This window comes from Saccharopolyspora sp. 7B (genome assembly GCF_020177435.1).
Classification (GTDB): Bacteria; Actinomycetota; Actinomycetes; order Mycobacteriales; family Pseudonocardiaceae; genus Saccharopolyspora_C; species Saccharopolyspora_C gregorii.
Genome location: NZ_JAIUKC010000015.1, coordinates 88,859 through 107,648 on the forward strand (window position 1 = coordinate 88,859; position 18,790 = coordinate 107,648).

At 72.9% G+C, this 18,790-nt stretch carries 20 protein-coding genes and 1 pseudogene; 9 read left to right on the forward strand and 12 right to left on the reverse strand.

Annotated elements, in window-relative coordinates; genetic code table 11:
* Nucleotides 1-207 precede the first annotated feature (207 nt).
* Entirely contained in the window at nucleotides 208-567 is a 360-nt protein-coding gene (locus LCD33_RS03430) for a DUF3817 domain-containing protein (protein WP_224956386.1), read from the forward strand.
* A 108-nt stretch (nucleotides 568-675) separates the two neighbouring features.
* Here LCD33_RS03430 and LCD33_RS03435 read toward each other — a convergent pair whose 3' ends face one another.
* Nucleotides 676-1,176, reverse strand: coding sequence for a MarR family winged helix-turn-helix transcriptional regulator (locus tag LCD33_RS03435; RefSeq protein ID WP_224956385.1), 501 nt, complete (start codon nucleotides 1,174-1,176; stop codon nucleotides 676-678).
* A gap of 123 nt (nucleotides 1,177-1,299) precedes the next feature.
* On the opposite strand from LCD33_RS03435, the gene LCD33_RS03440 reads away from it, so the two are divergent.
* Nucleotides 1,300-1,605, forward strand: coding sequence for an MTH1187 family thiamine-binding protein (locus LCD33_RS03440; RefSeq protein ID WP_224956384.1), 306 nt, complete (start codon nucleotides 1,300-1,302; stop codon nucleotides 1,603-1,605).
* A gap of 59 nt (nucleotides 1,606-1,664) precedes the next feature.
* Here LCD33_RS03440 and LCD33_RS03445 read toward each other — a convergent pair whose 3' ends face one another.
* Nucleotides 1,665-1,925, reverse strand: coding sequence for a hypothetical protein (locus LCD33_RS03445; RefSeq protein WP_224956382.1), 261 nt, complete (start codon nucleotides 1,923-1,925; stop codon nucleotides 1,665-1,667).
* Between the two features lie 349 nt (nucleotides 1,926-2,274).
* Here LCD33_RS03445 and trxA point away from each other — a divergent pair.
* From trxA to LCD33_RS03460, 3 genes and pseudogenes are all read left to right on the forward strand, one after another.
* Nucleotides 2,275-3,168, forward strand: a pseudogene (trxA, locus tag LCD33_RS03450) (thioredoxin); the annotation flags it as partial.
* A 347-nt stretch (nucleotides 3,169-3,515) separates the two neighbouring features.
* Nucleotides 3,516-3,701, forward strand: coding sequence for a hypothetical protein (locus tag LCD33_RS03455; RefSeq protein WP_224977502.1), 186 nt, complete (start codon nucleotides 3,516-3,518; stop codon nucleotides 3,699-3,701).
* A gap of 111 nt (nucleotides 3,702-3,812) precedes the next feature.
* Nucleotides 3,813-5,138 (forward strand): DNA polymerase IV, encoded by a 1,326-nt coding sequence (locus LCD33_RS03460; protein ID WP_224960405.1) that lies wholly within the window; start codon nucleotides 3,813-3,815, stop codon nucleotides 5,136-5,138.
* Between the two features lie 6 nt (nucleotides 5,139-5,144).
* Here the strand turns inward: LCD33_RS03460 and LCD33_RS03465 are convergent, their stop codons facing one another.
* The 3 genes from LCD33_RS03465 to LCD33_RS03475 all read right to left on the reverse strand — a co-directional run bounded on the left by LCD33_RS03465 (nucleotide 5,145) and on the right by LCD33_RS03475 (nucleotide 8,388).
* Complete coding sequence (locus tag LCD33_RS03465; RefSeq protein ID WP_224960404.1) at nucleotides 5,145-5,930, reverse strand: hypothetical protein; 786 nt, start codon at nucleotides 5,928-5,930, stop codon at nucleotides 5,145-5,147.
* Nucleotides 5,931-6,036: 106 nt separating this feature from the next.
* Nucleotides 6,037-7,224: an acetyl-CoA C-acetyltransferase gene (locus tag LCD33_RS03470; protein WP_224960403.1), complete on the reverse strand. Its 1,188-nt coding sequence runs from the start codon at nucleotides 7,222-7,224 to the stop codon at nucleotides 6,037-6,039.
* Nucleotides 7,225-7,446: 222 nt separating this feature from the next.
* Nucleotides 7,447-8,388 carry a hypothetical protein gene (locus LCD33_RS03475; protein ID WP_224967040.1) on the reverse strand — a complete coding sequence of 314 codons (942 nt, stop codon included), beginning with the start codon at nucleotides 8,386-8,388 and terminating at the stop codon, nucleotides 7,447-7,449.
* A 124-nt stretch (nucleotides 8,389-8,512) separates the two neighbouring features.
* On the opposite strand from LCD33_RS03475, the gene mce reads away from it, so the two are divergent.
* Nucleotides 8,513-8,953, forward strand: coding sequence for a methylmalonyl-CoA epimerase (mce, locus tag LCD33_RS03480; RefSeq protein ID WP_224960400.1), 441 nt, complete (start codon nucleotides 8,513-8,515; stop codon nucleotides 8,951-8,953).
* A gap of 3 nt (nucleotides 8,954-8,956) precedes the next feature.
* Here mce and LCD33_RS03485 read toward each other — a convergent pair whose 3' ends face one another.
* Together LCD33_RS03485 and LCD33_RS03490 are read right to left on the reverse strand one after the other, a co-directional pair.
* The gene (locus LCD33_RS03485; RefSeq protein WP_224977503.1) at nucleotides 8,957-9,550 is read right to left on the reverse strand and encodes a TetR/AcrR family transcriptional regulator; all 594 of its coding nucleotides are present in this window, start codon (nucleotides 9,548-9,550) and stop codon (nucleotides 8,957-8,959) included.
* Between the two features lie 75 nt (nucleotides 9,551-9,625).
* Nucleotides 9,626-10,015, reverse strand: coding sequence for an SPW repeat protein (locus tag LCD33_RS03490; RefSeq protein ID WP_224960398.1), 390 nt, complete (start codon nucleotides 10,013-10,015; stop codon nucleotides 9,626-9,628).
* Between the two features lie 183 nt (nucleotides 10,016-10,198).
* Between LCD33_RS03490 and LCD33_RS03495 the strand changes: the two genes are divergently transcribed.
* Nucleotides 10,199-11,830 carry a M protein gene (locus LCD33_RS03495; RefSeq protein WP_224960397.1) on the forward strand — a complete coding sequence of 544 codons (1,632 nt, stop codon included), beginning with the start codon at nucleotides 10,199-10,201 and terminating at the stop codon, nucleotides 11,828-11,830.
* A 215-nt stretch (nucleotides 11,831-12,045) separates the two neighbouring features.
* On the opposite strand, the gene prmC is transcribed toward LCD33_RS03495, so the two are convergent.
* The 3 genes from prmC to rpmE form a co-directional block, all read right to left on the reverse strand.
* A complete protein-coding gene (gene prmC / locus LCD33_RS03500; protein WP_224960396.1) occupies nucleotides 12,046-12,921 on the reverse strand; it encodes a peptide chain release factor N(5)-glutamine methyltransferase in 876 nt (291 codons plus the stop codon).
* Nucleotides 12,922-13,058: 137 nt separating this feature from the next.
* Complete coding sequence (gene prfA, locus LCD33_RS03505; RefSeq protein WP_224960395.1) at nucleotides 13,059-14,132, reverse strand: peptide chain release factor 1; 1,074 nt, start codon at nucleotides 14,130-14,132, stop codon at nucleotides 13,059-13,061.
* 125 nt (nucleotides 14,133-14,257) lie between these two features.
* On the reverse strand, nucleotides 14,258-14,482 hold the full coding sequence (rpmE, locus tag LCD33_RS03510; protein WP_224960393.1) for a 50S ribosomal protein L31: 225 nt from the start codon (nucleotides 14,480-14,482) through the stop codon (nucleotides 14,258-14,260).
* A 236-nt stretch (nucleotides 14,483-14,718) separates the two neighbouring features.
* Between rpmE and LCD33_RS03515 the strand changes: the two genes are divergently transcribed.
* Nucleotides 14,719-15,102 carry a hypothetical protein gene (locus LCD33_RS03515; RefSeq protein ID WP_224960391.1) on the forward strand — a complete coding sequence of 128 codons (384 nt, stop codon included), beginning with the start codon at nucleotides 14,719-14,721 and terminating at the stop codon, nucleotides 15,100-15,102.
* A gap of 302 nt (nucleotides 15,103-15,404) precedes the next feature.
* Here the strand turns inward: LCD33_RS03515 and LCD33_RS03520 are convergent, their stop codons facing one another.
* A complete protein-coding gene (locus LCD33_RS03520) occupies nucleotides 15,405-16,094 on the reverse strand; it encodes a DUF305 domain-containing protein (protein ID WP_224960389.1) in 690 nt (229 codons plus the stop codon).
* 4 nt (nucleotides 16,095-16,098) lie between these two features.
* The gene (locus LCD33_RS03525) at nucleotides 16,099-16,899 is read right to left on the reverse strand and encodes a DUF3105 domain-containing protein (RefSeq protein WP_224960387.1); all 801 of its coding nucleotides are present in this window, start codon (nucleotides 16,897-16,899) and stop codon (nucleotides 16,099-16,101) included.
* A gap of 209 nt (nucleotides 16,900-17,108) precedes the next feature.
* Between LCD33_RS03525 and argS the strand changes: the two genes are divergently transcribed.
* A complete protein-coding gene (gene argS / locus LCD33_RS03530; protein ID WP_224960385.1) occupies nucleotides 17,109-18,770 on the forward strand; it encodes an arginine--tRNA ligase in 1,662 nt (553 codons plus the stop codon).
* Nucleotides 18,771-18,790: the final 20 nt, after the last annotated feature.

Below are 18,790 nucleotides of genomic sequence, written 5' to 3' on the forward strand. Positions count from 1 at the left end.
ATCATTCGTCCGCGATCGGCCCCGCACTTTTCCGAATCAAGATCGAAACCAGCGGAATCCACCGGGAGGACAAGGTTGTCACAATTCCGTTTCGGGATCGATCACGACGCGACGCCCGTCACCGGTGGCCGTGTGACCGCGCGCACCCGGCACACTCGAAGACGTCGAGCGCCGACCGGCGGCGCCGCGCGGAAAGGCTGGTTCACGGTGTTGCGCACCTACGCGGGGTGGTTCCGCCTCGTCGCGATCGCCGAAGCGTGCTCGTGGGCGGGGCTGCTGATCGCGATGGCGTTCAAGTACGGCCTCGGCATGCCGACGGGCGTCACCGTCCTCGGCTGGGTCCACGGGCTCGTGTTCACCGGCTACGTCGTGACCTGCCTCGTGGTGTTCAGCCCGCTGCGCTGGTCGTTCCCCGTCCTGGTTGCCTCGCTGGTGTCGTCCATCCCGCCGCTGGCCTCCGTCGCCTTCGAACGCTGGGCGAACCGGCGCGGACTGCTGACGTGGCGCGACTCGGCGGAACCGACGTTCTGGGGGCGGGTCGCCCACGTCCTGCGCACCCTCAACTGATCATGCGATGAAGGGAACCTTCCGGTCACCGGTGGCAGGAAGGTTCCCTTCATCGCACCGGGACGCGCGGGGCCGCCGCGATGATCGAGAGGTACCGGCGGGTGCGCCTCAGAAGTCCCCGGCCGCGTGGCGGACCCTGCCGAGCAGTTCGGTGAGCTGCTGGGTCTGCCGCTCGGTCACCCCACCCAGGCCGAACTCGATCTCGGTGACCGATTCGGTGGCGCGCTTCATCAGGTCCCGCCCGCCGTCGGTGATCTCCACCAGGGTGGTGCGCCGGTCCGTGGGGTGCGGCACCCGGCGCACCAGCTCGTCGTGCTCCAACCGGTCCACGATGTTGGTGACGCTGGTCGGGTGCAGCTGGAGGCGGTCGCCCATCACGCGCATCGGCAGGCTGCCGCGCCGGGAGAAGGTGAGCAGCACGAGCGCCTCGTAGCGGGCGAACGTCAGGTTGTGCGGCCGCAGCGCGGTGTCCACTGCGGACTGGAGGATCTGCTGGACCCGCATCACGCTGGTGACCGCGGCCATCGTCGTCGACGGTCCGATCCGCTCCGACCACAGCTCGGCCGCTCGTGCGATGGGATCGAAGGGCAGCGGACTACGAGCGCTCATGCCCCGACGCTAGCAGCGGGCGTCGCGGAGACGAATGACCATTCGCCCGCCGATGCGCGAGGTCCCGGCCGGATCGCGCATGATCGTGCTGAATCTGCCCGAACAGCGCAGGAGGAAGAGCGAATGCTGGTGGCGTTCAGCGTGGCCCCGTCCGGTTCCGGCGAGGACGGCGGCGTGAGCGAGGCGGTCGCGGCGGCGGTGCGGGTGGTGCGCGAATCGGGCCTGCCGCACGAGACGACCTCGATGTTCACCACGATCGAAGGTGACTGGGACGAGGTGATGGACGTGGTGAAGCGGGCGACCGAAGCGGTGTCGTCGCGCTCGCCGCGCACCAGCCTGGTGCTCAAGGCCGACATCCGGCCCGGGCACACCGGGCAGCTGCAGGAGAAGGTGCGCCGCGTCGAAGAGCACCTGTCGGCCGGGGAATGAACGAACCGGCCGGGGAGTCCTCGCGGACTCCCCGCCCGGTCGTGTTCGCACTGGGTCGATCAGCCCTTGATGGAGGGGTGGTCGACGACCGGCGCGTTGGTGCAGTCGCTGGTCTGCGGCGACAGGACCGGCACCACGACGCCGATGGCGGCACCGACGTTGTTGCCGCAGGCCTGCACCGGCACCGCGCTGATGTTGTTGTCGTCGACCAGGTTCACACCTTCGTTGCCGGCGGTGTCGGCGAAGGCGGTCGAGCCGAGGGACACCATGCCGAGGGCTGCGATGCCGGCAGCGCCGGCGACGCGGGTTGCAATACGCACGTTCTGAAACCTCTCCTAGAACTTCGGGCAGGGAGCTCGGTCCCGGCTCTTTCCCGGGGCTCCCCTCGCACCGATCGAGACAAGATCCCGACCAGGCACAGTGGCTCCTTCGGCGACCACCCCGGGAAAACCTGAGGGGAATCCACGTAACCTCAGCCTTTCGAGTGGTCATCAACACTCGTTCAGGTTGATCTCTCAGGTAGAGCTAGCGGACCGTCACCGGCCGTGCGGCGCAGCTCCCGGCCCCGCCGGACAACCCTTGCCCACGCACCGCGCGCGAGGCGCCGCGTGTCAGGATGGAGAGGTGACGAGGCCCGATCCACGCCAGAACGCAGCCATGCCCGCCGCGATGGCGGGCGCAGTCGACCTGTCCGCGCTGAAGACCAAAGCGGACAACGCCTCCCGGCAGCCCGCCGCGGGCGGCCCCGCCGAGCACACCTCGGCCCCCGGGACCCCGACGGTCATCGACGTCACCGAATCGACCTTCCAGGCCGAAGTCGTGGACCGCTCCATGCAGGTCCCCGTCGTCGTCGACCTGTGGGCCGAGTGGTGCGGCCCCTGCAAGCAGCTCTCCCCCGTGCTCGAACGCCTCGCGGCCGAAGGCGGCGGCAGCTGGGTGCTGGCGAAGGTCGACGTGGACGCCAACCCGCGGATCGCGCAGCTGTTCCAGGTCCAGTCCATCCCCACCGTGATCGCGATCGCGGGCGGCCAGCCCGTCGAAGCCTTCGCCGGCGCGCAGCCCGAACCGCAGATCCGGCAGTGGATCACCCAGCTGCTCGACGCGCTGCGCGAACAGCTCCCCGGCATCAGCGCCGCCGAGCAGGGCGCAGCCGATCCCGGTGAGCAGGAAGAACCGGAAGACCCCCGGTTCACCGCCGCCGAAGACGCGCTGGAGAACGGTGACTTCGCCGCCGCCGAAGCGGCCTACCAGCGGATCCTCGACGCCGAACCCGCCAACGAGCAGGCCAAGGCCGCGCTCGCCCAGGTCCGGTTCAGCGCTCGCGCCGAGAACGCCGACCCGGCCGCCATCGAGCGCGCCGACGCCGCGCCCGACGACGTCGACGCCCAGCTCGCCGCCGCCGACGCCGAACTCGCCGGGCAGCAGGTGGAAGCCGCGTTCGACCGGCTCGTGCGCACCGTCAAGCGGACCTCCGGCGACGAGCGCAACCGCGTCCGCCAGCACCTCATCGACATGTTCGAGCTGTTCCCCGACGGTGACCCGCGGGTCACCCAGGCCCGGCGGGGGGGTGCCCGCCGCCGCGGAGTTGCTGAGTCGCCCACCCCCCCCCCCCCCCCCCCCCCACGGCCAAGGCAGGGCGCCCCCCGCGGGGGGGGGGGCGCCCCCCCCCCCCCCCCCCCCCCCCCCCGGGGGGGGCGCCCGGTTTCGTTCCGGGGGTCGTCGCGACAGGAAGGTTCCCTTCGTCGCGTCCGTGACAGGAAGGTTCCCCTCATCGCACGCGCCGGGCGCCCACGAACTCCGCGTGACAGGAAGGTTCCCTTCCTCCCACCCGTGACCGGAAGGTTCCCTTCCTCGCAGCACGGCGGCCCGGATCGGTGCCGTGCCTGCCGCGACCGCCCTACGCTGGGGACATGGCTTCCTACGGAGAACTCTTCCCGGGGCGCAAGCTCCGGCACGAGGGCGATCAGGGCGCGCCCGGGCGTGAGCACGATCCGGGTGGCCCGCTGGACCTGGACGGCGGCGTCGTGTTCCTCGCGCCGCCGAAGCAGGGGTCCGGTGAGGCACCACCGGAGCGGGACGCGCCTGCCCAGGACTGACCGCGCCCGAGGGCGAGGAAGGGAACCTTCGTGTCATCCGTGACCGGAAGGTTCCCTTCCTCCCGGGCGGGGTGCGTGGTCGTTGTCGGTGGCATCTCGTTGAATGTGCACATGCGCAGATGGGTGCTGCACGTGGACATGGACGCGTTCTTCGCGTCGGTCGAGCAGCTCACCCGTCCCACGGTCGCCGACCGGGCGGTGCTGGTGGGCGGCTTGGGGCCGCGGGGCACGGTGGCGGGGGCGAGCTACCAGGCCCGCGCCTACGGGGCCCGGTCGGCGATGCCGATGGCGGAGGCGCGGCGGCGCTGCCCGGTGGCGGTGGTGCTGCCGCCGCGGGGCCGTGTGTACCAGGCGGTGAGCCGCCGCGTGTTCGAGATCGTCCGGGACGTGTCGGAGGTGGTCGGCCAGGTGTCGATCGACGAGGCGTTCCTGGAGCCGGTGGAGCTGGCGGGTGCCGAGCCGGCGGAGGTGGAACGGTTCGCGGCCGGGTTGCGGGAGCGGATCCGCGGCGAGGTGGGGGTGCCGGCGTCGGTCGGTGCTGGTTCCGGCAAGCAGCTGGCGAAGATCGCGTCGGGGTTGGCGAAGCCGGACGGAGCGCTGGTGGTGCCGCCGGAGCAGGAGCTGGAGCTGCTGACCGGGCTGCCGGTGCGGAAGTTGTGGGGCGTGGGCCCGGTCACCGAGTCGAAGTTGCACCGCATCGGGGTGTACAGCGTGGGTGAGCTGGCGGCGCTGCGCTTGGGCGATGCGACGGCGCTGCTCGGGCAGGCGCACGGCGCGGAGTTGCACCGGCTGGCGCACGGCGTGGACGACCACCCGGTGGCGGAGCGCGCGGAGGCGAAGCAGGTCAGCGCCGAGACGACGTTCGACGTGGACATCACGGAGCCGGTGCGGTTGGCGACCGAGGTGGACGGGATGGCGGAGCACGCGCACCGCAGGCTGGTGTCCTCGGGCCGGGCGGCGCGGACGGTGACGGTGAAGGTGCGGGACGCGGATTTCACGACGATCAGCCGGGCGGAGACGTTCGCGACGGCGACCTCGGACCTGGGCCCGCTGGGTGCGGCGGCGCGGCGGCTGATCGGGGTGGCGGTGCCGCCGGGCACCCCGGTCCGGCTGGTGGGCGTGTCGTTCTCGGGTTTGGCGACGTCGGAGCAGGAGGCGTTGTTCGGCAACCCGTCCCAGGAACCCGAGGCGGTTCCGGAACCGGACTCGTCGGCGCCGGTGGCGGATCCCGCGCCGGTGGCGGCGCACCGGTCGTGGCGCGCGGGCGACGACGTGTTCCACCCGGATGCCGGGCACGGCTGGGTGCAGGGCGCCGGGTTGGGCCGGGTCACGGTCCGCTTCGAGACGGCCGTGACGGGTCGCGGCCGAGCCCGCACGTTCCACGACGACGACCCGGCACTCACCTCCGCCGACCCGTTGGACAGCCTCGGCTGGTGAAGAGCCTCAGAGCTTGGTCGAGTCCGGGAAGTGGATGGGCGGGAGGTGCCTTCGGTAGTGCCCGACCCACTTGCGCGGCGCCACGGTCTGCACGGCGCGTTCCACGGCGCGCGGGAGCCGGGTGAACGGCGGCAGGTGGAAGCGGTAGCGCACCGACGGGGTCCCGGGCAGCGAGGGCTGCTCTTCGACGCGCCAGCGCTCCAATTCGGGGTGCCTGCTGCTGAATCCCGGGTCGGCCGGGTAGAACTCCAGCGCCACGCGCCGCTCGGGGTGCACGGGCCGCTTCTGCTCGATCCACGGGAGGCTGCCGATGCCGATGGCGGAGATCTCGTTCCACGACACCCCGTACACCTCGCCGAGGGTGCGGGCGTAGAAACCGCTGCGGTCGAGCAGGAAACCGCGGCTGCTGAGCATGCCCCGGGAGGAGATCACGAAGCCGAGGAACACGATGCCGAACACCAGCTGCCACACCCACATGCCGACGGTGCTGCCGTTGTTCGCCAGGGTGGCCGCGCACAGCACGGTGCCGAGACCGCTGACGCCGCCGCCGATGAGCAGCAGGCGGAAGCTGTTCGCGGACACGTCGACGTCCTGCGCTTCGGGACCGAGCCCGACGGGCGCCGGGGGTTCCGGGGGCTGCTCCTGCTTGCCGTAGACGCGGGTCGCGGAGCCGCCGCGTTCCGCCCCCATCCGCGCGGTGGCGTCATTCCTGCGGGTGACGCGGCCGGGCACCGTCGCCCATTCCCGTCCGGCCCGGTCCGCGCGTTGCCATCCACCTGGAAGCCACTTCATGCTCGCCAGGGTAGCGGCGAACACGGAACGTGATCACGGTCGGTGGCGCGAAACCAGGGCGGCATCAGGGTGATTTCCGGGCTCCCCCGATGCCGCCCGTGCCGGGTCAGCCGGCGGGGACGCGGAGGATCAGCGCGTCGCCCTGACCGCCGCCGCCGCAGAGCGCGGCCGCGCCGGTGCCGCCGCCGCGGCGCCGCAGTTCCAGCGCCAGGTGCAGCGCGATGCGGGCACCGGACATGCCGAGCGGGTGGCCGAGGGCGATGGCGCCGCCGTTGACGTTGACGACGTCCGGGGAGAGCCCGAGCGCGCGGGTGGAGACGATGCCGACGGCGGCGAACGCCTCGTTGATCTCCACCAGGTCGAGGTCGGCGACGTCCACGCCGCCCTTGGCGCAGGCCGCCTTGATCGCGTTCGACGGTTGTTCGTGCAGGCTGGCGTCCGGGCCGGCGACGACGCCGTGCGCGCCGATCTCGGCGAGCCAGGTCAGGCCGAGTTCCTCGGCCTTCGCCCTGCTCATGACGACGACGGCGGCGGCGCCGTCGGAGATCTGCGAGGCCGACCCGGGGGTGATGGTGCCGTCGGGGGCGAACGCCGGGCGGAGCTTGCCGAGCGATTCGGCGGTGGTGTCCGGGCGGATGCCCTCGTCGGCGTCGACGACGACCGGGTCGCCCTTGCGCCGCGGCACCTCGACGGGGGTGATCTCCTCGGCGAACGCGCCGCGTTCCGCGGCGGCTCCGGCGCGCTGGTGCGAGCGGGCGGCGAACTCGTCCTGCTCAGGCCGGGTGAGGCCGTGCCGGGAGTTGTGCTTCTCCGTGGAGGCACCCATCGCGATGTCGTCGAAGGCGCAGGTCAGGCCGTCGAACGCCATGTGGTCGACGAGCTGCGCGTCGCCGAACTTGGTGCCTTCGCGGGAGCCCGCGAGCAGGTGCGGGGCCTGCGTCATCGATTCCTGGCCGCCGGCGACGACGACGTCGAACTCGCCGGCGCGGATGAGCTGGTCGGCGAGGGCGATGGCGTCGAGCCCGGACAGGCACACCTTGTTGATGGTCAGCGCGGGCACGTCCATCGGGATCCCGGCGTGCACGGCGGCTTGCCGGGCGGGGATCTGGCCGGCGCCGGCGGTCAGCACCTGCCCCATGATCGTGTACTGCACCTGGCCGGGGGCGACGCCGGCGCGTTCGAGGGCGGCTTTGATGGCCACACCGCCGAGCTGCGCGCCCGAGAAGTCCTTCAACGAGCCCAGCAGGCGGCCCATCGGGGTGCGCGCCCCGGCAACGATCACAGATGTGCTCACAGTGGCCTCCCGGCCCTCTCGTCGACTACCGCTGCGCACCGCTCGGGCGCGCTCTCCATCATGCGCTCGACCCGCCCACGTCCACGCGTGGCACGCAGTGCCATCTGGGCACTCTCGCACAGGAACACCATCGGCAGGAAGGTTCCCTTCCCGTCACGGCGCCTGCGAGGAAGGGAACCTTCCTGCCACCGGTGACCGGAAGGTTCCCTTCCTCGCAGTCCGTCAGCAGGCGCCGCGGCCCGCGGTGAGGTCGCACAACCCCGCCCCCGCCGACCAGCGCAACGACTCCCGGGCGTCGGAGCCGAGCGCCCTGGACGCGGACACGTCGCCGCGCGCCCCGGTGTCGGCGGCGAGCCAGTAGCGCACCTCGTGTCCGCCGCGGGTCAGCACGTAGAACGGGTCCGGCACCGGCGCGGGCCCGTAGCCGGGGACCCGCCACGCCTCGTCCCCCTGCGCCGCGGCGGGGTCGACGAAGGCGCAGTCGTGGACGGCGCCCGCGTAGCGGCACCGCCGAGGTGCGGCCCCGCCGTGCATGCCGACGGTGGTGTCCTCGACGACGCCCGCGGCGAGGAGCCGCTGGTACACGTCCTCGCAGGCACCTTCGTCGCAGGCGTACCAGGAGCTCCAGGCGGCGGCGCGCGCCGCGGCCGGGGAGGAGCCGTCGCCCAGTTCGCCGCAGTACTTCCGCACCACGTGCGGTGCGACGGTGCGCGCGGCCGTGCCGGTGTCGATGGCGGCCGCCGCGGTCGCGTCCGCGCCGAGCCCGGCCGAGTCGAGCTGCCAGGCCCCGACGCCGGGGCTGAAGAAGATCCCCGGTGAGCTCCGCCCCGGGTCGGCGAGCGCGGTCCCGTCGTCGTACCGGGAGAGCGTCATGGGCGCCGGTGCGCCGCCGGAGGCCGCGACCTCCGGCCAGGTGGGCGCGAGGACCAGGCGAGCGGCGGTGTCCACGTCCACCGCGCAGTCCGCCCCCGCCGCGGCGTCGGCGGCCGCGGCGCGCACCGCCGCGTGCGGTTCGGCTCCGAACTCCAGCGGCCCCGGGTCGACCCAGGCGCGTTCGTGCTTGAGCCGGACCTCGTCGGGTACGCCCGCGGAGATCGACGGGAGGCCGATCACGAGCACCGCGGTGGCCACCGCGATCAGCCGGGTTCGTCGTCCGGAGACCATGTCCCACCCTCCACGTAGACGGCGCGCGGCGCCCGGGCGCGCACCGCGGCGGCACCCGGGCCGAGGCCTTTCCTGCCACATCTCGCACCCCCGCGCAGGATTCGCGGCGCGTTAGGCTCCCGCCATGCAGAGCGAACTGAGCGGGTTGGTCACCGCCGTCGACCACGTCGGCATCGCGGTCACCGATCTCGACGCCGCGATCGAGTTCCAGCGCGCCACGTTCGGCCTGGAGGTCGCTCACACCGAGGTCAACGAGGAGCAGGGGGTGCGGGAGGCGATGCTGCGCGCGCCGGGCGACGCCGCCGGGGCCACCCAGCTGCAGGTGATCGCGCCGCTGCGCTCCGACTCGGCGATCGCGAAGTTCCTGGACCGCAACGGGCCGGGCCTTCAGCAGCTCGCGTACCGGGTCACCGACGTGGACGCGGCGAGCGAGGCCCTGCGCGCCAAGGGCCTGCGGCTGCTCTACGACGCGCCGCGGCGGGGCACCGCGGGCAGCCGCATCAACTTCGTGCACCCGAAGGACGCGGGCGGGGTGCTGGTGGAGCTCGTCGAACCCGCGTCCTGACCGTCAGCGCGGGCCGAGCCCGCGGGCGATGAACTCGATCTCGCGGTCGGCGGACTCGTCGTGCTCGGCGCGCGCGGCGACCGCGTGCCGGTGGTCGATCACCCTGGCCAGCAGGACGGCGGCGGTGTCCACGTCGGCGCGCGCCGGAGCGGGTGCCGCGGCGGTGACGACCTCGCGGACCTGGGCCACGACGGCCCGGAAGCGTTCGCGCAGCGCGCGCCGGACCGCGCTGTGCGTGTCGGCCTCCCGCCACAGCAGGTGGTGCAGCGGCAGCGTCGCCTCGAACCGCCGGTCCAGCTCGGCGACCAGGCGGCGCAGCGTGCCCGCCACGTCGCCCGGCACCACGATCCGCCGGACGTCCACGCGCTCCGCGGGCAGCCGGTCCACGAGCGCCACCAGCAGGTCCGGTTTGCGGCGGAAGTAGTAGTGGATCAGGCCCTTCGGCACGCCGGCCCGCTCGGCGATCCGCGACGTGGGGGTGGCGGCGAACCCGGACTCGGCGAACAACTCGCCCGCCGCCGACAGGATCCGCTCCCGCGCCGACGCCGCCGGCGCGCGACGTCGGCGACTCGGCTTCCCGTCGGTGAACTCGCGCACAGCGCCTCTTCCCGTCAGCGGGCCGCACCGACCGACCGCGCGGAAGTCCCGCGGCCGGAGCGCGCGGCCGACCGGTCAGTGCTGACCGGCCACGCCCCTGCCGTGCGCCACGGTCGCCTGCGGCAGCGCCGCGGCGCCGACGAGGACGGCCAGCACCCCCGCCACCCAGGAGGTCCACGCGGCCCCGGTCAACGCCGCATAGCCCAGCACCCACGGCGCGATGAACAGCAGCACCCCCAGCAGCATGTGGGCGTACTCGCTGGTCATCGACCTGGGCAGCGCCAACGACCACACGGCGGCGATCACCAGCAGCCCGCCGAGCACGACCATCGCCGACAGCGCACCGCCGTTGGTGCGCGTCCACATCGTCGCGAGCACGACGTACACCCCGATCACCAGCGCCGCCCAGTCCTGCCACCGCGTCCAAGGCCGGACCTGCGACGGTTCGTTCGTCCTGGTCGCCATGTCGATCACCTCCAGCAGCCCGCCCGACGCACCCCACCGTTCGCGTTGACCGGCCGGCCGAACAAGGGACTTCCGGCCCGAGACCGCGCGCTCAGCCCCGGTCCGGTGGTTCCGCGGCGCGATTCTCCGGTCATCCCGCCCACACCTCCCACAACGCGGTTGCCTTCCAGGTAGCGTTGAACCATGGGCCTCGCCGACGATCGTGATCTTCTCCCGCTGGGATCGGGCTTCGACCTCGTTCGCAAGAACGGATACGACCGCGCCCAGGTCGACGAGCATCTCGAACGGGTCGACGCGGATCTGCGCATCATCACCTCCGACCGCGACGCCGCCGTGTCGCAGGCACGCGATCTGTCGAAGCAGCTCGAATCGTCGCGCTCGGAGATCGAGAACCTCCGCGGTCAGGTGGAGCGGCTGTCCAAGCCGCCGACCACGCTGGAAGGGCTCAGCGAACGGCTGCAGCGGATGCTGCGCCTCGCGCAGGACGAGGCCAACGACATCCGCGCCCGCGCCGAGAAGGACGCCGCCGAGACCCGCGCCCGTTCCGAGGCCGAAGCGGGCGCGCTGCGCACCCGCTACGAGAAGCTCATCGCCGAGGTCGACACGCGGCGCTCCGAGATGGAGCAGGAGCACCGGTCGACGCTGGAGAAGGCCAAGGCCGAAGCCGAGCGGATCACCACCGAGGCGGAGGAGAACCGCAAGCGCGCCGACGAGGAGTCCGAAGCCCGCCGGGTGCAGGTCGAAGAGGACTTCGAGATCGCGATGGCGGCGCGGCGCACCGAGTCCATGAAGCTGCTCACCGAGCAGGAGACGACCAGCAAGGCCGACGCCCAGCGCCGCGTCCGCGAAGCCACCGAGGAAGCCAACCGCAGGCTGCGGGAAGGCACCAACGAGGCGCACCGCCGGGTCCGCGAGGCCACCGACGAGGCCACCAGGCTCACCACCGAAGCCCAGCAGGCCGCGGAGAAGCTGCACCGGGAGAGCACCGAAGCCGCCCAGCTCCTCGAACGCGAGAGCACCGCGGCCGCGGACAAGCGCGAGAAGGACAGCATCGCCGCCGCCCAGCAGCGCGAGAAGGAGAGCGTCGAGGCCGCCGAGAAGCGGGAGCTCGACAGCACCCGGGAAGCGGAACGGCTGGTCGCCGAGGCCACCGAGAAGTCCGAGCGGATGGTCCGGGAGACCACCGACGAAGCGACCCGCCTCGTCGAGGAGGGCACCCGGGAACGCGAACGCCTCATCCGGGAAGCGCGGCTCGACGCCGAGCGCAGGCTCGGCGCCACCACCGAGGAGTGCCAGCGCAGGCTCACCAAGGCCGACCAGCAGGTGCACTCGCTCACGGAGCTGCGCGACACCGTCGCGAGCAAGCTGCGGGACGCCGCGGAACTGCTCGGCCAGACCACGCCGCTGCTCGCCCGCCTCGACCAGGAGGACGAGGAGGAGGCCGCGCTGCGGGAAGCCGCCGCGGAAGCCCGCGAGCAGGCGCGCAAGTCCGCCGAAGCCGAGGTCGCCGAAGACCGCTCGCACGAACCCGCACCGCAGGCCGCCCAGCCGGGGCAGCGCCCCGCGCAGCAACCCCAGCAGCGGCCGCAGAACCAGCAGCGCAGCGGAGCCGAAGGGCCCACGGAGAAGATCCAGCGCCAGAACCTCCCCGGCGCGGCCAACCCCGGGCAGCAGCAGCGGAACCCGCACGACCCGCCGACCCGGCGGATCCAGCTGCCCATCCCCGGCGCGGCCGAACAGCAGCAGCGCCAGGGCACCGAGCAGGGCGGCCCGAAGTCCGCACCCGCCGAGCAGGCACCGCGACAGCACCGCTGATCGACCACCGGGCGAGTCCCGGACGCGTTCGCGAAGCCCGGCCAGGGCACACCCCGGCCGGGCTTTTCGACGTCCGCACCCCGGTGGAGGAAGGGAACCTTCCGATCACCGGTGGCAGGAAGGTTCCCTTCCACCACCCACCGCGCGGATCCGGGCAGCACGAAGGCCCGCTCGTCGCGGGAAGCGGAACGGCCGGCAGCGCACCGGCCGGTGGATCAGTGCTCCGGCACGGCCCGCCGCGCGGTGGCGAACCGCGGGCGCCCCGCCAGGTCCGGGTGGTCCTCGACGTCGCACAGCACCCGCCGCGCCTTGAGCAGCGCGGGCACCGAACCGCCGTGGGTGTCGTCGTGCTCGATCGCCACCCCGCCGCCGGGCCGCAGCAGCCGCGCGGCGCACCCGACGACCTGCCGCACCACGTCGAGCCCGTCGCGGCCGCCGAACACGGCGCCGTGCGGGTCGTGGTCGCGCACCTCCGGCGGCACCGGCGTGCCCTCGGGCACGTACGGCGGGTTGCACAGCACCAGGTCGACGAGCCCTTCGAGCTCCATCAGCAGCGTCGGATCGCCCACGTCACCGGAGTAGAGCCGGACCGGGGTGTCGCCCGCGGCGGCCTGCTGGTCCACGTTGTGCCGCGCCCACGCCAGCGCGTGCGGGTCCAGTTCGACGGCGTGCACCTGGGCGTCGGGGCGGGCGTGCGCGGCGGCCAGCGCGAGCGCCCCGGTCCCCGTGCACAGGTCGACGATCACGGGCCGCTCCACGCCGTCGAGCACCGAGAGGCCCCAGGCGAGCAGCAGCTCCGTCTCCGGCCGGGGGACGAACACGCCCGGCCCGACGCTGAGCTCCACGCCGCCGAGGTGCGCGTTGCCGACCAGGTGCTGCAGCGGGATCCGCTCGGCGCGGCGCTGCACGAGCGCCTGCAGCGCCTCCACCACCGGCGGGTCGACCAGCGGCACCATCATCAGTTTGGTGCGTTCCACGCCGAGCAGGTGCGCGGCCAGCAGTTCGGCGTCCGTCCGGGGGCTCGCCACGCCTGCCGCGGACAACCGACGTTCCGCTTCGAGGATGGCCAGGCGCAGTGGCTGTCGAGTCACGGGGGCAAGCTTAGAGCGCATGATCCGGGAGCTCGTTCAGGCGACACCCCGGAACGCGGAGAACCGCCCCGGCACGGCGAACACGACCCGGTCGGGTCGATCCGGTACCGCGCGGCCCGGGCACGCGGCCGGTCCGCTCAGGCACTCGCGGCAAGCCGGTCGGCGCGGTCCGCGGCGACCAGCGCCTCCAGCACCCCGTCCAGGTCCCCGTCGAGCACGTGGTCCAGGTTGTAGGCCTTGTAGTTGACCCGGTGGTCGGAGATGCGGTTCTCCGGGAAGTTGTAGGTGCGGACCCGTTCGGAGCGGTCCACGGTGCGCACCTGGCTGCGCCGCGTCTCGGCTGCCTCCTTCTGCGCTTCCTCCTCGGCGAGCGCCTGCAGCCGGGCGCGCAGCACCTGGATGGCGCGCAGCTTGTTCTGCAGCTGCGACTTCTCGTTCTGGCAGGACACCACGGTGCCCGTCGGCAGGTGGGTGATGCGCACCGCAGAGTCGGTGGTGTTGACGCTCTGCCCACCGGGCCCGGAGGAGCGGTACACGTCGATGCGCAGGTCCTTCTCGTCCACCTCGACCTCGACCTCTTCGGTCTCCGGGTACACCAGGACACCGGCCGCGGAGGTGTGCACCCGGCCCTGCGATTCGGTGACCGGCACCCGCTGCACCCGGTGCACGCCGCCTTCGAACTTCAGCTTCGACCACACGCCGTCCGGCCCGGTGTCCCCGGCTTTGGCCTTCACCGCGACCGTCACGTCCTTGTAGCCGCCCAAGTCGGATTCGGTGGCGTCGAGCACCTCGGCCCGCCAGCCCTGCCGCTCGGCGAAGCGCAGGTACATCCGCAGCAGGTCACCGGCGAACAGCGCCGATTCCTCGCCGCCCTCCCCGGACTTGACCTCCAGCACCACGTCGGAGGAGTCGTGCGGGTCGCGGGGCAGCAGCAGCTCGGTGAGCTTCTCCTCCAGCTCCGGCACGGATTCGGCGAGCGCATCGGCTTCGGCGGCGAACCCCTCGTCGTCGGCGGCCAGCTCGCGCGCCGTCACCAGGTCGGAGCGGGCCTGCTCCCACTCCTTCGCGACCTTCGCCACGGGGGTCAGCTCGGCGTAGCGGCGGCCGAGCTTGCGCGCGGTGGCCTGGTCGGCGTGCACGTCCGGTTCGGCCAGGCGCCGTTCCAGTTCCGCGTGCTCCGCGAGCAACTCGTCGAGCTTGGACGTTTCCACGGGAACCTTCTTCGCTGCTGGACCGGACGGGCTGGACCGGGATTCGGCTGGACGAGCGGGCAGGGCCCGGCACGACGACGGCGCCCGCCCTGCGCAGTGCGCGAGGACGGGCGCCGTCGGCCCAGCTACTTCGCGGCGTTCTTCTGCCGCCGGCCGTAGCGGGCCTCGAAGCGAGCCACCCGGCCACCGGTGTCCAGAATCTTCTGCTTGCCCGTGTAGAACGGGTGGCAGTTGGAGCAGACCTCGACCGTGATGTTGCCGGCCTTGCTGGTGCTCCGGGTGGTGAAAGTGTTCCCGCAGCCGCAGGTCACCTGGGTGGCGACGTACTCGGGGTGAATGTCCGACTTCACGCGTGTCCTCCTGTTCGGGGCCGCCGGGTCCTCGCCGACGATCATCGCGAGGTGAACCGGAGCCGACTCGGCCTGTCATTCTGCCAGACCGAAGGCGCTGACCTGGAACGCAGTCGCCGAGCACGTTATTCCTGGCGAGCGGCTCGCCCGACCGCCCGGCGCGGGCAGGCGACCGCCCGCCGAGCGGCCGCCGCGACGCGGTGCGAACGGACCCGTCCGCCAGCATCCTTGATCCCGTGCTGTGCCCTGCGCTGCGTGACCTCACGGTCCGGATGTGGATCCTGCTGCCGCCGCTGTTCCTCGTCGGCGCGAGCGGCGTGGCCGCGCTGGTGTCCTGGTCCTTCCAACCGGGACGGCCCGGGCTGGAGGTGTCGCCGCCGGTGCTGCTGGGGTTCGCCGCGGGGCTCGCGCTGTTCACCGGCGGGAAGGTGCGCTGGTCCCGCGACTGGCAGCGCCGCTGGCTCCGGTTCGCCTACCCGGCCGCGCTGTTCGGCTGCGCGCTCGGCGCCGACCGGGTGCTGGTGCCGCTGCTGCCGACGCTGCTGCTCGGCGGGGTGGCGCTGGTGGCGCTCGTGGTCGTCGCGGTCCGCGGTGCGGCGCGGACCTGCGAATCCCGCTGACCGCTCCCTGATCCCCCCAGCTTTCCCGCGCACCCGCGCACCCGCGAGGAAGGGAACCTTCCGGTCACCGGTGGCAGGAAGGTTCCCTTCCTCGCCCGGCGGCGTGCGCCGACGCGGGGCCGGGGGGGGGGGGGGGGGGGGGGGGGGGGGGGGGGCCCCGGGGCCGGCCCGCGCCCCCGCCGCGCGGCGCCGGGGGCCGGGCCGCCCGCCGGCCCGGCCCCCGCCCGCGGGGGCGCGGGGGGGGGGGGGGGGGGGGGGGCGCCCCCCCCCCCCCCCCCCCCCCCCCCCCCCCGGGGGAGACCTCAGTTCGCGGGCAGCGGCGCGACCCCGCGGTCCGCCAGCATCCCGCGCATCAGCTCGCTCTCGGTGCCCTGCGAACCCAGCATGTTCGCCGCGAGCCCGCGCACCGGTTCGAGCCCGGCGTGCTCGGCGCCGTAGCGGGCCATCGGCGCCCCGCCCTCGTGGTGGCGCAGCATCAGCTGCAGGAAGTACGCGTCGAACGCGGGACCGTCGAGCCCGCGCAACCGGTCCAGCTCCGCGGTGTCGGCCATGCCGGGCATGGTGGCCGCGCCGGAGCCGGTGGCCGCGCCGTGCATCGAGTGCTGCTCCATGCCGTGCTCGTGCCCGCCGGAACCCATCCACCGCATCGGCGAGGTGCTGCCGGTCGGCTCGTCCCACAGGTTCAGCCAGCCCTGCATCCGACCGATCTGGTCGCGCTGGTTGGTCTCGATGTCGAACGCGAGCTGGCGCACCGCGACGTCCGCCGCGTGCTCCCTGGCGAGCGTGGCCATGGTCACGGCCTGCTGGTGGTGCGTCGACATGTCCTGCGCGAACCCGATGTCGACGGCGCTCGGTGCCGGTTCGGAGTCGTGCGAGGGGGTGGCGATGAGCAGCCCGCCCGCGCCGCCGAGCAGCAGCAGGGCGGCGGCCGCCACGACGGCGATGGCGATGCGCACCGGCATCGACGCGTCGGGGTTCTCCTGGGTGCTCACCGGGTCACCGACCGCCCATCTCGCCCTGCGCCTGCTGGGTGCCCTCCCCGCTCATCGGGATGGCGTCCGCGGGCGGCGGGCTCGCGTCGAACGGCGGCGGGTTCTGGGTGTCGAACGCGCCCGGGTAGGCCTGGCAGGAGCCGCCGATCTCCGGGTAGACGTTGTTCGGGTTCTCCTTGAGCGCGGTGATGAACTGGTCGATGCGCGCGTCGTCCGGGCTGTCCAGCTTCAGCTGGTGGCCCCAGGACTGCAGGGAGATCGGGGAGTCGAGGCCCGGGTACGGCGACATCATCGTGTAGGGCTTGTTCTCCACCCGGCGGGCGAGCTTCTCCTTGCCCGCCTCGTCGATCCGCGCCGGGTCGTAGGCGATCCAGATGGCGCCGTGCTCCAGCGAGTGCACCATGTTCTCGGTCCGCACCGCGTTCGGGTAGACGACGCCGGTGCAGTCGGCCCAGATCCCGTCGTGCGGGCCGCCGTAGGGGGGCGTCTTGTCGTAGGCGACGCGCTGGGCCGGAGTGACGTGCTGCTGGCCCGGGTACTCGGCGGTGACGACGCCGGGGATGCCCTTGGACGGGTCCGGGTTCTCCGGGCTCGGCTTGAACGGTGCGGCGGCGGCTTCCGCCTTGGCCTGCGCCTCCCGCGACTCGGCCTGGCCGGCGTAGCGGACGTAGGCGTAGCCGAAGACCACGACCGCGACGAGGAGCACCACTCCGACTCCGGAGATCGTCGCCCACGGGATCGAGCGCTGCTGCACCACGGAACCGCGCGCCTTGCGCATCGCCTTGCTCTGCTTACCGCTCGCCATGCTGTCCGGACCTCGTCTCGCCATCGGTCGCCAGGTGACCCGGCTCGCCAGTCTAGGGATCCCACGGCCACCGGAGGGCGTACGTCGAACACGTCGTGGGTCACGTTCTCACACCGAGGTCACCGCCCGATCACCTACCGTGCACGCGACGGGCCCGGCGATCGCACCCGTTCGCTGAACAGCGGCGACGCATCCTTAGACTTCTCCAGGTGACTCCCGCCGCGCTCGCTGATCTGGTCCGCAACGCCGCCGTCGACGTGCTCTCCGCACGTGACCTGGACGTTTCCGTGCTCCCGGAGACGGTGACGGTGGAGCGCCCCCGCAACCCCGAGCACGGCGACTACGCGACGAACCTGGCAATGCAGGTCGCGAAGAAGGCGGGCGTGCCGCCGCGCGACCTGGCGACCTGGCTGTCCGAGGCGCTGGCCGCGCAGGACGGCATCACCGAGGTGACCGTCGCCGGGCCGGGCTTCCTGAACCTGCGGCTGGCCACCGACGCGCAGGCCGGGATCGTGCGCGACGTCGTCACCGCCGGAGCCGGGTTCGGCCGCGGCGACCGCTACCAGGGCCTGCGGGTGAACCTGGAGTTCGTCTCGGCGAACCCGACCGGCCCGATCCACCTGGGCGGCACCCGCTGGGCCGCGGTCGGCGACGCGCTGGGCCGCACCCTGTCCGCGCAGGGCGCCGAGGTGGTGCGCGAGTACTACTTCAACGACGCGGGCGCGCAGATCGACCGCTTCGTGCTGTCGCTGCTGGCCGCCGCGAAGGGCGAGCCCGCGCCGGAGGACGGCTACGGCGGCGACTACATCGCCGACATCGCCCAGCGGGTGCTCGCCGCCGAACCGGGCGCGCTGGAGCAGCCGGAGGCCGAACGGCACGAGACGTTCCGGCGCGTCGGCGTGGGCCTCATGTTCGAAGAGATCAAGCGCAGCCTGCACGAGTTCGGCACCGACTTCGACGTCTTCTTCCACGAGGACTCGCTGCATGCCTCCGGCGCGGTGGAGACGGCCGTCGCGCAGCTGAAGGAATCCGGGCACCTGTACTTCGAGGACGGCGCCTGGTGGCTGCGCTCCACCGAGTTCGGCGACGACAAGGACCGGGTGGTGATCAAGAGCGACGGGGGCACCGCCTACATCGCCGGGGACATCGCCTACCTGCGGGACAAGCGGGGCCGCGGCTTCGACCTGTGCCTGTACATGCTCGGCGCCGACCACCACGGCTACGTGAGCAGGCTCAAGGCCGCGGCCGCCGCGTTCGACGACGACCCGAACGCGGTCGAGGTGCTGATCGGGCAGCTGGTGAACCTGGTGCGCGACGGGAAACCGGTGCGGATGAGCAAGCGCGCGGGCACCGTCGTCACCCTGGAGGACCTGGTCGAGGCGGTCGGCGTGGACGCCGCCCGCTACTCGCTGACCCGCTCCTCGGTGGACTCGGCCGTGGACATCGACCTGGACCTGATCAGCAAGCGCAGCAACGAGAACCCGGTCTACTACGTGCAGTACGCGCACGCCCGGCTGTCCTCGTTGCAGCGCAACGCCGCGTCCCTCGGCATCGACCGGGGACCGGTGCAGGAGGCGGACCTGTCGCTGCTCTCCCACGAACGCGAGGGCGACCTGATCCGCACGCTCGGCGAGTACCCGCGAGTGGTGCTCTCCGCCGCCGAACTGCGGGAACCGCACCGCATCGCGCGGTACCTGGAAGAAGTGGCCAGCGCCTACCACAAGTTCTACGACGCGTGCCGCGTGCTGCAGCCCGGTGATGACCAGGCGAACGCGCTGACGATCGCGCGCCTGCAGCTGTGCGAGGCGACCCGCCAGGTGCTGGCCAACGGTCTGGGGCTGCTCGGAGTGAGCGCCCCCGACCAGATGTGACCGACGACGTCCACGCCCGG

Bases quoted from the DNA above. Each gene is read 5' to 3' on its own strand.
- LCD33_RS03435 (WP_224956385.1), bottom strand. From the start codon at position 1,176: ATGAGCGCTCGTAGTCCGCTGCCCTTCGATCCCATCGCACGAGCGGCC.
- LCD33_RS03440 (WP_224956384.1), top strand. From the start codon at position 1,300: ATGCTGGTGGCGTTCAGCGTGGCCCCGTCCGGTTCCGGCGAGGACGGC.
- LCD33_RS03455 (WP_224977502.1), top strand. From the start codon at position 3,516: ATGGCTTCCTACGGAGAACTCTTCCCGGGGCGCAAGCTCCGGCACGAG.
- LCD33_RS03460 (WP_224960405.1), top strand. From the start codon at position 3,813: ATGCGCAGATGGGTGCTGCACGTGGACATGGACGCGTTCTTCGCGTCG.
- LCD33_RS03465 (WP_224960404.1), bottom strand. From the start codon at position 5,930: ATGAAGTGGCTTCCAGGTGGATGGCAACGCGCGGACCGGGCCGGACGG.
- LCD33_RS03475 (WP_224967040.1), bottom strand. From the start codon at position 8,388: ATGGTCTCCGGACGACGAACCCGGCTGATCGCGGTGGCCACCGCGGTG.
- mce (WP_224960400.1), top strand. From the start codon at position 8,513: ATGCAGAGCGAACTGAGCGGGTTGGTCACCGCCGTCGACCACGTCGGC.
- LCD33_RS03490 (WP_224960398.1), bottom strand. From the start codon at position 10,015: ATGGCGACCAGGACGAACGAACCGTCGCAGGTCCGGCCTTGGACGCGG.
- LCD33_RS03495 (WP_224960397.1), top strand. From the start codon at position 10,199: ATGGGCCTCGCCGACGATCGTGATCTTCTCCCGCTGGGATCGGGCTTC.
- LCD33_RS03525 (WP_224960387.1), bottom strand. From the start codon at position 16,899: ATGGCGAGCGGTAAGCAGAGCAAGGCGATGCGCAAGGCGCGCGGTTCC.